We start from the raw sequence: 9,186 nt of genomic DNA on the forward strand, positions 1-9,186 counted from the left end.
CTTATTTTACCCTATTTCTCGAAGTTTGCCATGACTCATAATCGGCGACGATAAGCACATCCATTGTACTAGTATGCGGCAAAAGCTTTTTGACGATAGCATCTTTCCAAACGATGATTTGCGTAGCTCCGGCTTCACTGGCTTTGGATGCAAATAGATGTGGAATTTGGCTGCGATTCACTACCACTTGATAGGAAAACTCGCCGCCCAAGCGAATTGTCAGCTTCTCTAGAGCCTCCAGCTTTGGCTTCCACTCGTCATCAGTATGCCTGGCAGCAATAAAGCATACGTGCCAACCTGCTTTAAGTCGATGCGCGATGCGAAACCCCCTGCGGATTAAGCGGTCGGCTTGTGAGATGTCCGTGATGCACACATAAATGACTTCTTTTCTTCGCCATGGTCCCCGAAGTGAGCTTTTACGCTCCATGGATTCCAATCGCTCATCTACGTCATCCGCGATTTCGCGCAGCGCTAATTCCCGTAAGGCGATGAGATTCCCCGTTTTAAAAAAATTGTTTAACGCCTGATCCACTTTGACCATCGCATATATTTTGCCGTCTCTCATACGAAGCTGTAGGGCTTGGGGGGATACATCAATTAACTGTACTTCATCTGCTGTACGAAGAATGCTGTCTGGGACGGTTTCTCGCACGCGAATACCTGTTATATGCTCGACAGCATCATTTAAGCTCTCCAAATGTTGAACGTTTACAGTTGCGATAACTGAAATGCCAGCTTCCAAAATATCCAATACATCTTCATAGCGTTTCTTATTTTTACTTCCAGGTACATTGGAATGTGCAAGTTCATCAACCAAGACCACTTCAGGTCGCAGACGAATGATGGCTTCTGTATCCATCTCTTCAAGCTTGACACCTTGATATTGAATTTCTGCCCGTGGCAAGATGTCGAGATCGCCAATTTGCGCGATGGTCTCTTTTCTTCCATGCGTTTCGAGTAGACCAACTTTCACATCGATCCCTTTTTTGAGCAGATCATTACCTTCCCGCAGCATGGTGTACGTTTTACCGACACCAGGCGCAGCTCCAATGTAAACTTTGAATCTACCGCGCCTGATTTTTTCGATTTTCGCCTCCACTTCTTGCTTGCTCAGGCGTTTATATTTGTAAGGCTCCTTGGGTGTGTGCATATGGGCAGGCAGAATACGCTCTCCCTCACGGGAGGCGCGATCCGCTACCAGGAATACATCAACATTATTTGCACGTTTTAACAGACCATTGATAACAGAGCCTTGGAGAAATGTTTGCCATCTGGTTTGTTTGGAATGACCTAACACAATACGTGTCACATGATGTGAGTTGGCGTAGTCCACTAATATTTGTGGGATGCAGCGGCGATACGAAAGAGGCAGCTCTTCAAATTTACCGCCTACTTTCTCAACTAGCTTCATAATTGATCTACGAAAAGCAGCCGCTTCTTTGGTCAGTGTTTTACCCATTTTCCGCAGCGTGACCACATGAAGATCACCATTCAATCGCTTCGCGATTTGTTGTCCACGGCGCACATAAATAGAACCGTTCCAGTGATACTGGGTCGTAACTAGAATTCGCTCCGTGGCCCCCGATGGTCCTTGAAATCCCATTTGCTCGCGATGTGCTTCCAACGAATCGTTAACATCCTCTGCAACGAGCCGGAGGGCCAGCTCTCTCAGCACACCTAAATTGCCTCGCTTAAATAAGAATGTATCTTTATTTCCCTTTAAATGACCATCTTCCAGTCGAGTTAAGATCGTTTCCGGTGTCGCGTCGATGAGTCTCACCTCATCAGCCAGTTCTAACGTATCAGAAGGAACGCAGTGCCCCACTTCAATACCTGTTAGTTTATGAGCAACCTCCATCGCCTCTTCCAACTCATAGACATTCACCGTGGTAATAACGCTAATATCGTGTGAGAGTAAATATTTAATATCATCCAGCCTAGTTGGATGAATAGCGTCTTTCCGGTTGTGATGAGCTAGCCCGTCAACCAGAACAACCTCAGGATTTCTTTCAAGCAAGGCATCCAAATTTAGATCCTTTTGTTCGACACCGTCCTTCATCCAATGGATGCTCGGAACTCGTTCCAAATCCCCTAATTGTTCCACGGTTTCCGGTCTTTGGAGCGTCGATACTGCACAAATGACCACATCGATCCCCTGCCCCTTGAGGTTATGTCCTTCTCGAAGCATATGATATGTTTTACCGGAACCGCTAACGGCCCCGATATAAATTTTCAAGCTGCCGCGGTGCAGTTTAGAGATGGATAATAGGATCTCTTCCGGTGTCTTTCTTTTGAAACCATCCAAAATAGTAACCTTCTCCCTCTTCCCTAAAATAGATAGAAACCACTCTACACATATCCGAGTGTGGCTGCCACGATAAAGATTTTCTCACAATTTCACTTGTTTGAGCAGTTCCCTATTTAATGCAGTCACATTAACCCTAGGCTCACCGAAAATCCCGAGCTGTCGTGTTTTTGACAGTTGGTCAACGAGGTCATTGAGTTTACTCTCGGAGATCCCCGTTTCCTTGCTAATTCTCGGAATTTGAGCTTTCGCTCCTTCCGGAGACAAGTCTGGATCGAATCCTGAGCCAGATACCGTGACTAAGTCAGCTGGCATTTCCGTTAGATTCGGATTTTCTTTCTTCAAGGCATCCATTTTCTCTGCCATTGCCGCAGCATAATCGCTTGAAGCTACCGCTGTATTGGAGCCTGATGATGCGGTAGGATCATACTTGGCTGCGGATGCTCTTGGATGGAAAAGCTTCGGGGATTCAAAAGATTGAGCAAGCAGCTCAGATCCGATCACGACACCATCCGATTCGATGAGACTGCCATTGGCTTGTTTTGGAAATAATACTTGAGCAATACCAGTCGTTGCAAGTGGATAGATAAGCCCACATACGATCATGAACAATAACGACACACGAACAGCTATAATAACCGATTTCATAACGCGATCTCCTCGTTTCTCTTTCTCTTTATACGATGTTTAATCCGTGAAGCACCATATCAATCACCTTAATTCCGATGAAAGGTACGATCACACCGCCGATACCGTAGATCAGAATATTGCGTGACAACAATCTATCCGCCGACATCGCCCGGTATTTAACACCCTTCATCGCAATGGGAATCAACAGCGGGATGATGATGGCATTGAAAATTAAGGCGGATAGGATGGCCGATTCTGGCGATGCCAGATTCATAATATTCATGGCCTGCAGCTGCGGCATAGCTAGAATAAACATCGCAGGAATAATCGCGAAGTATTTGGCAATGTCGTTGGCGATCGAGAACGTCGTTAACGCTCCACGAGTGATCAACAATTGTTTACCAATAGAGATCACAGAAAGCAGCTTGGTCGGATCGGAATCCAGATCGATCATGTTAGCCGCTTCTTTGGCAGCCATTGTTCCTGAATTCATCGCAAGTCCTACATCCGCTTGAGCAAGCGCAGGAGCGTCATTCGTTCCGTCGCCCGTCATGGCTACTAATTTGCCTTCTTGCTGCTCTTTTTTAATCGCAGCAATTTTATCTTCCGGCTTCGCCTCTGCGATAAACTCATCAACACCTGCCTCAAGGGCAATCGTTGCAGCTGTCAGCGGGTTATCTCCTGTGCACATCACGGTCTTAATTCCCATTGCACGCAGCTCGGCAAATCGTTCCTTCAAGCCCGGTTTTACTGTATCCTTGAGGTAAATAACGCCATAGATCCGTTCGTTAACTGCTACGGCCAGAGGAGTGCCTCCCGCTTTGGCGATTCGGTTCGTTATCGTTTCTAAATCAGCTGGAATTTTGCCGCCTAGAGCAGCTACATATTTCTTGATCGCATCAACCGCACCTTTACGGACTTTCGTACCGCCTACTAAATCAAGACCAGACATCCGTGTCTCAGCGGTAAACTCAACCACTCCTGCACCTGCATAGCTGTCTGCCTGCCAAGTCGCGCCGAGTTTATTCGCTAGCTCCACGATGGATCGTCCTTCGGGCGTTTCGTCTTTCACGGACGCTTGCAGGGCTGTAAAGATGATATCTTTTGCAGGTATGCCATTTACAGGTACAAACTCCGAAGCCATTCGATTTCCGAATGTGATCGTTCCCGTTTTATCAAGAATCATGGTATCGATGTCACCCGCAGCCTCAACAGCCTTACCTGACATTGCGAGCACGTTAAACTGGGTCACACGGTCCATACCTGCGATACCAATCGCTGACAAGAGACCACCGATTGTCGTCGGAATGAGACAGACTAGCAATGCAATCAGAGTGGAAATCTCCAATTTCACATTCAAATACTTCGCCATAGGAACCATGGTCACAATAACGATTAAGAAGATCAGTGTCAGTACAGCAAGCAACGTTGTTAATGCAATTTCGTTCGGCGTTTTCTGCCGTTTGGCACCTTCCACGAGTGCAATCATGCGATCCAAGAAAGATTCGCCGGGATCGGTCGTCACTTTGACAACGATATAGTCAGAAGCTACTCGCGTACCGCCTGTTACGGATGAGAAATCGCCACCTGCTTCCTTAATCACCGGGGCGGATTCGCCTGTAATGGCGGATTCATCAATCGATGCCAAACCTTCAATGATTTCACCGTCGGATGGGATGATCTCCCCGATTTCAATCCGGACCACATCTCCTTTACGAAGAGAAGTCGAAGACACTTGCTTATAAGAACCATCCTTTTGAACCAGACGAGCCATTGTATCGGATTTCGTCTTCCGCAGGGAATCGGCCTGCGCCTTGCCGCGACCTTCCGCCAAAGCTTCAGCGAAGTTTGCGAAAAGCAAGGTGAACAGCAAGATCAAGAACACCGCGATGTTATAACCCCGCCCTACTTCTGTGCTGCCAAATAGCTCGGGTGCGAGTGAAAGCAGCAAGGTAATCGCCGTGCCCACCTCAACTACAAACATGACCGGATTCTTCATCATAATCCAAGGATTTAATTTTTTGAACGAATCAACGATCGCTTGATTCATTATTTCTTTTGTCATTGTTTTTTTACGTTCTACAGACATGTAAATCACTCCTCTCTATTACGTCTATCCTTTTAACGCGCCGCCAAATGTTCAGCAATCGGCCCCAATGCCAGCGCCGGGAAGAACGTTAGAGCACCAATAACTAGCATAATCATGATCATAATTCCCATAAATAAAGGCGTATTCGTCCGCAGTGTGCCCGTCGTAACAGGAACGACACGTTTCGTAGCAAGTGAACCCCCAATGGCTAACATCGCGATGATTGAAATGTAACGGCCAAACAGCATGACCATACCGATACCCAAGTTATAGAAGTTCGTATTTGCCGTTAAGCCGCCAAAGGCAGATCCGTTATTTGCCGCACCTGACGTGAAGGCATACAACACTTCCGATAGACCATGCATGCCCTGGTTGGCTATGGAATGAATAGATTCAGGACGAATCAGCGCCCAAGCTGTCGGTGCGAGAATGATGAGCGGATGGATCAGAATCGCAATGGCCGCCAGCTTGACTTCCTTGCCTTCAATCTTCTTACCTAGAAACTCTGGTGTACGACCCACCATGAGTCCACAGATGAACACGGATAAAATCAGGTAAAGCAAACCGTTTAACAAGCCTACCCCTTTACCGCCGAACACATTGTTCAACATCATTTCTGCAAAAGGGGTGATGCTTCCGAGCGGAGTAAGCGACTCATGCATCGCATTCACGCTGCCTGTGGTTGCGGCCGTAGTTACTGCTGTAAATAGGGCAGTCTCAGACACCCCGAACCGGACTTCCTTCCCTTCCATGTTGCCATGCACGCCTAACGCATCTACGGCAGGCACACCTTTATACTCCGCATAGAAAACAGTAGCGAGCATAACTACGAAGATGATCCCCATTGCAGCAAAAATCGTCCAGCCTTGCTTCTTGTTCTTGATCATGAGTCCGAATGCGTACACCAGTGAAGTAGGAAGCAGCATCATACAAATAATGTGGATCAAGTTCGACACAGGCGTTGGATTTTCAAATGGATGCGCAGCATTCGTACCGAACCAACCACCACCATTGGTACCAATATGTTTAATCGATTCCAGAGAAGCAACTAAACCACGGGTAATCGTTTGCCCAGCGCCTTCAATGGTTGTCGCTTGTACCGCTCCCAATAAGGTTTGTGGGATACCTTGAAAAACTAAGACTAGAGCAACAATGAAGCTGAGCGGTAGAAATACGCGCGTAATTGCTCTTGTCATATCCACGTAAAAATTTCCAAGATTATCTTGACGGCCAACTAAACCTCGTGTGAATGCGACAGCGATAGCGAATCCGGTTGCTGCCGATGTAAACATCGGGAACGTAATGCCTACCATTTGAGAGAAATACGATAGTGTATTTTCCCCGCTGTAGGCTTGCCAGTTCGTATTTGTGATAAAGGAAACCGCCGTATTAAAAGCTAAAGCCGGAGGCATATTACCGATATCATCTGGATTAAGCGGCAGAAATTTTTGAAGCCGAAACACGGCATAAATCAGGAGCATCATCACAAAATTAACGAGTAATACAGACCCTAGATACTTTTTCCAACCCATCGCTTCATCTTCGCGGACACCCATGATGCGATAAGATACACGTTCGATAGGGCCAAAAGCACGATCAAGGACACTCTTTTCATAGCTAAACACTTTTACCAAGTAACTACCCGCCGGCTTTACCAAAAGCATGATAATACCCAGTGTGATGACTACTTGTAACAATCCCATCCCCATAGTAGGTTCTCCCCCTGCTTACATAAGCTCATATTCTACACTTAAAATTTCTCTGGCTTCACTAGAACAAAACCGAGATACACCATGATGGCACAGGCAATGAGTCCAATTACAATCATCGAGTTACCTCCTAACATTTTCATTTAAAAGCTAACATCCAAAGATGATGCTTTATGCCTTTTCGCAATATGTTGCAAATCCCCAGAACCCTAGAAATGAAACTACGAATAATAAGATCATCGTTACATCGTTGTACATGACGATCACCGCCCCCTTTCCTGAAATAGTGTAACGCTAGACCATATAAAAAGGGGGTAAAGAATCTATAGCATCCTTATAAAAAAAACATAAAAATTCGTTTACACATGAAAAAGAGCACCTCTCCACTCGTATTAATGAGTAGAATGAAGGTGCTCTCTTTTTTCGGGCACAACTATTTTTTCAAATGATACGGCACGGTCGTTACAATAAGGTTCCGCTTACGCAGCAGAAATGCCCGAATCAGCAAACTCGATTGATTGTGGAGGATGTTGTGCCAGTTTTTCTTAGGGATAAACTGGGGGATGATGACGGTTACCCGGAAATTGGATTCCCCCGCTTTATGATCAACCGTATCAATAAATTTCGTCAGCGGATGAACAATACTTCGATAATGGGAATGTAACGTGACTAAACGCACATCGGGCTGCCACTTATTCCATTTCTCCTCAAACTTTTTCTCATCATCCCGTTCAAAGGCCACATACACCGCGATAATCTGATCTGGGGAAAGCGATTTGGCATAGTTCAACGAATTCTCAACCACATGCGTGAAGCCCGCAACAGGCACGATCATGACATTTCCTTCAATCGGGACCGCTGGTTCACAAGAAGTTAATCGTAATTGCTCGCCGACCGCATCGTAGTGCTTTTTGATTTGATGAAAAATGAAAACCATGAGTGGTAGAAAGATCAGCACACTCCACACTTGTCCAAACTTGGTTATAAAGAAAATCATCATGACAATGAAACTCATGAATGCGCCAACCAAATTAACCGTTAATTTGAGCAACCAGCCTCTCGGCTTCTCCCGCATCCATTTCACCAGCATGCCAGTCTGTGCAAGCGTAAAGGGGATGAACACACCCACGGCATAGAGAGGGATGAGCTGCTCGGTCTGCCCTTTGAATAGGATGATTAATAGCATCGAGGTCACAGCTAGGAAAATAATCCCGTTTGAATACCCCAATCGGTCTCCCCGCATCGTAAACATTCTGGCAATAAATTTATCTTTCGCCAGATTTACCGCCAACAAAGGGAACGCGGAATATCCCGTATTCGCTGCTAGAACAAGAATCATCGCCGTTGTGCCTTGGATAATATAATACATACCATGCCTACCAAACGTTGTAGCTGCGATCTGGGAAACGACGGTTTCCTTTTCGTGTGGCGCGATGCCGTAGTAATAGGCTAAGTAAATGACGCCCGCGAACAAAATAGCTAATAATGTGCCCATTGCCATCAACGTTTTGGAGGCATTTTGCGGGGCAGGTGTCTTAAAATTTGGAATAGCATTCGATATGGCCTCAACCCCGGTTAAAGCCGAGCTACCCGATGAGAAGGCTCTTAGCAATAAAAATAAAGAAATACCCGCGACGGGGGTCCCCAAGGGAGCATGCAAATCAGGAGAGATTTGACCTGTAACGATCTTATATAACCCGACACCAATGAGGATAAACAGCGCCACCACAAACAAATACACGGGATACGCTAAAATAGAGGCCGACTCTGTTATTCCACGAAGATTGAGAATTGTAATAAAGAACACGAGCGCGAGTGCTATCGGTACCGTGTACGGGTGCAAGCTTGGAAAAGCTGACGTTACCGCATCGGTACCCGCGGATATACTTACCGCTACGGTCAATATGTAATCGACCAATAAGGAACCGCCCGCGAACAGCCCAGCATTCATCCCAAGGTTCTCTTTCGAGACGACATAGGCACCTCCCCCTTGCGGATAAGCAAAAATGATTTGCCTATACGACAAAATAAGGGCTACTAAAAGAAACAGAACACCGATAGCGATAGGGATTGTGTACCAAAAAGCGGCTGCGCTAACCGTTATTAACACGATTAGAATCTGCTCAGGCCCATAGGCAACCGAGGAGAGTGCATCGGATGAAAGAATCGCCAGAGCTTTCTTTTTATTAAGTTTCTGCTCCCCTAATTCGTGGGATTTTAGCGGTTGACCAATTAACAAACGTTTTAGGTAAGACAATATGTGCACCACCCAGATGTGATATGTACGTTTCAGTTTGCCCTATTTCTCAAAAACAATTATAAATATTGGAAATCCCATTACGTTAATCGAGTAGGAGGGGACGGCTAGTCCCCGACCTCTCACACCACCGTACTTACCGTTCGGTATACGGCGGTTCATGAAATATTCCGTAATGAGTTGTATTTGTCCAACA

6 protein-coding genes are annotated in these 9,186 nt (G+C 46.0%); all 6 read right to left on the reverse strand.

Annotated features, from left to right (window positions below; all coding sequences use genetic code 11):
- Position 1: 1 nt before the first annotated feature.
- A complete protein-coding gene (locus AC58P7_RS24325; protein ID WP_497347516.1) occupies positions 2-2,305 on the reverse strand; it encodes a histidine kinase in 2,304 nt (767 codons plus the stop codon).
- Positions 2,306-2,389: 84 nt separating this feature from the next.
- On the reverse strand, positions 2,390-2,953 hold the full coding sequence (gene kdpC, locus AC58P7_RS24330; RefSeq protein WP_497347518.1) for a potassium-transporting ATPase subunit KdpC: 564 nt from the start codon (positions 2,951-2,953) through the stop codon (positions 2,390-2,392).
- Positions 2,954-2,981: 28 nt separating this feature from the next.
- On the reverse strand, positions 2,982-5,024 hold the full coding sequence (gene kdpB, locus AC58P7_RS24335; RefSeq protein WP_497347520.1) for a potassium-transporting ATPase subunit KdpB: 2,043 nt from the start codon (positions 5,022-5,024) through the stop codon (positions 2,982-2,984).
- Positions 5,025-5,056: 32 nt separating this feature from the next.
- The gene (gene kdpA / locus AC58P7_RS24340) at positions 5,057-6,727 is read right to left on the reverse strand and encodes a potassium-transporting ATPase subunit KdpA (RefSeq protein ID WP_497347529.1); all 1,671 of its coding nucleotides are present in this window, start codon (positions 6,725-6,727) and stop codon (positions 5,057-5,059) included.
- Positions 6,728-6,774: 47 nt separating this feature from the next.
- Entirely contained in the window at positions 6,775-6,876 is a 102-nt protein-coding gene (locus AC58P7_RS24345; RefSeq protein WP_497347522.1) for a potassium-transporting ATPase subunit F, read from the reverse strand.
- 290 nt (positions 6,877-7,166) lie between these two features.
- On the reverse strand, positions 7,167-8,993 hold the full coding sequence (locus tag AC58P7_RS24350) for an APC family permease (protein ID WP_497347531.1): 1,827 nt from the start codon (positions 8,991-8,993) through the stop codon (positions 7,167-7,169).
- Between the last annotated feature and the right edge of the window lie 193 nt (positions 8,994-9,186).

The organism is Paenibacillus sp. J22FR5, assembly GCF_059691975.1.